The organism is Synechococcus sp. BA-120 BA3 (genome assembly GCF_034931285.1).
In the GTDB taxonomy this organism is placed as follows: Bacteria; Cyanobacteriota; Cyanobacteriia; order PCC-6307; family Cyanobiaceae; genus Cyanobium.
The window spans coordinates 1-2181 of record NZ_JAYGHZ010000142.1 but is presented as its reverse complement, the minus strand read 5'-3'; the positions used below and the strand labels follow the sequence as shown (position 1 = coordinate 2181).

Sequence of the window (2181 nt, the reverse complement as noted above, 5' to 3'; positions counted from 1 at the left end):
GCGCCAGCCAGCTGGTGATCGGCCGCCCGATCAGCGGCGCCGCCGATCCGGCGGCGGCCTTCGCGGCCTGCTGCGCCGAACTGGGCTGAGGCGAAGGCCTACGGCGCCAGGGGAGCCGCCTTGCCGTAGAGCCAGCCCTGGCCCCGCAACCAGCCCTGGGAGGTGAGCAGACGGGCCTCCTCGATGGTTTCCACCCCCTCGGCCACGGTGTCGAGCTCCAGGCCTTCGGCCACCCCCACCAGCGCCTGGGACAGCCGCAGGCTCCTGGTGTCCTTCGACCGCATGGCCCAGGTGAAGGAGCGGTCCAGCTTCAGCCCGGCGATGGGGAGGTCGCGCAGATGACTGATCGAGGAGTAGCCGGTGCCGAAATCATCCACGTACCAGCGGACACCCCGGCCGGCGAGCTGCTGCATCTGCTGCCGGATCCGCTCGGTGACGGTGAGCAGGGCCGTCTCGGTGACCTCCAGGTGCAGCCGCTCCGGGCTGACCCCGGCGGCCTCGAGCGCCTCAGCCACCAGCTCGGGGTGATCGGGCTGGGCGAGGCTGGCCGCCGACACGTTCACCGCCATGGTGAGCCCCTCGTGCAGCCGGGAGAGGGCGGCCAGGGCCTGGCGCAGCACCAGCCGGTCGATCCGGGCGATCAGGCCGCGGCGCTCGGCGCAGGGCAGGAACTCGGCCGGACCGACCTCGATGCCATCGGGCCGCAGCCAGCGGGCCAGGGCCTCGTAGCCGGTGACCTGGCCGCTCGCGAAGCAGACGATCGGCATGAACCAGGCGGCGAACTCCTCCCTCACCAGCCCCCGCTGGATCTCGGACGCGAACAGCAGGCGTGTGTGGGCCTCGGTGGCCAGGGCGTCGTCGAGCAGGGCGAAGCCGTTGCGACCCCGGGCCTTGGCCTGACGCATGGCCAGGCTGGCGTCCCGCAGCAGCTCGTCCGGGCGCGCGCCGGCGGCGGCGGTGGCGATGCCGATGCTGACGGTGGGATCGATGGGCTGGCCGACGATGGTGATCGGCGAGCGGCAGGCGGTGAGAATCCGTTCGGCCATGTGGGCGGCCTCCGCCGTGGAGGCCAGATCGCTCATCAGGACGATGAATTCATCGCCGGTACCGCGGCCCACCCGGTCGGGATCGCCGACCTCCCGGACGATCCTGCTGGCCAGGAAGGCGATCAGCTGGTCGCCGCCGGCATGGGTGAGGGCATCGTTCACCGGGGTGAGGCCGTCCACGCCGATGCTGAGCACCGCCAGGATCGAGCCAGTGCCCGCCTGGCGATCGAGGGCCTGGCGGATCCGGGCCAGGGCGACACGGCGGACGGCGAGGCCGGTGACGGCGTCGCCGTCCGCCGTGTCGCTCGCCCCGCTCCAGAGGCAGCAGAGCCATCCGCCGGCGGGGAACAGGCGCAGGCTGCGTGACGCCACCGGGGCCTCACCTGGGCGGCCGGAGGCCGGGACCTCGACGGTCTGACCCGCCTCGTAGGCCCGGACACCGTGCTCGAACAGGCCGCAGGAGTGCTGGGACGGATGGAGATCCAGCAGCCGCGCCCCCAGGATCTGCTCGAGCGGGTGGCCGTGGAAGCGGCAGGCCGCCCCGTTGGCATAGGTGCAGATGAAATCCGTGATGGTGCCGCCGGCGCCCCTCTCGGGCCGCAGCAGCAGGAACGGATCCGGCAGGGCATCGAGGATCGGCTGACGCCCGGCCGCCGCGCCCGAAGCCTCCTTGGAGGATTCGAAGACGGTGGCGCTCAGTCGTTCCGTTGTGAGCGTCAACCTCTGGGAAAGAGGCTGACAATCACTGGCAGTATCGCTGATCACCTTCTTGCGTCTTCTCTGCCGCGAAACAGGATGCAGAAAGGGAAAGGTGTCTGAGAAACCCATCGAAATCCTTCACCATCTCCATGGGACGTGATGCAGATCTGGGGCAGAAGCGCTGAGGTGAAGAAGCACTTGTGCGACAAATCTCCAGGGTTCACTCCAAAAATGCTAACCGTTCTTGCTGCTTCAGGCAGCGTGGCGGCATCACCGTCGGCACCGGAAGATGCCATCGATCCCCGGCAGATGTTGGTGCCAGCGGAGCGCTCAGCACCGCAGGATCCGGGCCGATCAGTTGTCCCGCCGACGCGCCGCCGCATCAACCCCGGCGGCCTCGGCCCGCTCCAGCTGCCGGGCCGCCCAGCGCCCCAGC

The 2181-nt window shown here is 70.3% G+C and carries 1 protein-coding gene and 1 pseudogene; one reads left to right on the top strand and one right to left on the bottom strand.

Annotation, left to right across the window (positions count from 1 at the left end; all coding sequences use genetic code 11):
• Positions 1–89: pseudogene (locus tag VB737_RS06595) on the top strand (orotidine-5'-phosphate decarboxylase); the annotation flags it as partial.
• Positions 90–98: 9 nt separating this feature from the next.
• Here VB737_RS06595 and VB737_RS06590 read toward each other — a convergent pair.
• Positions 99–1766 carry a putative bifunctional diguanylate cyclase/phosphodiesterase gene (locus VB737_RS06590; RefSeq protein ID WP_500312140.1) on the bottom strand — a complete coding sequence of 556 codons (1668 nt, stop codon included), beginning with the start codon at positions 1764–1766 and terminating at the stop codon, positions 99–101.
• Between the last annotated feature and the right edge of the window lie 415 nt (positions 1767–2181).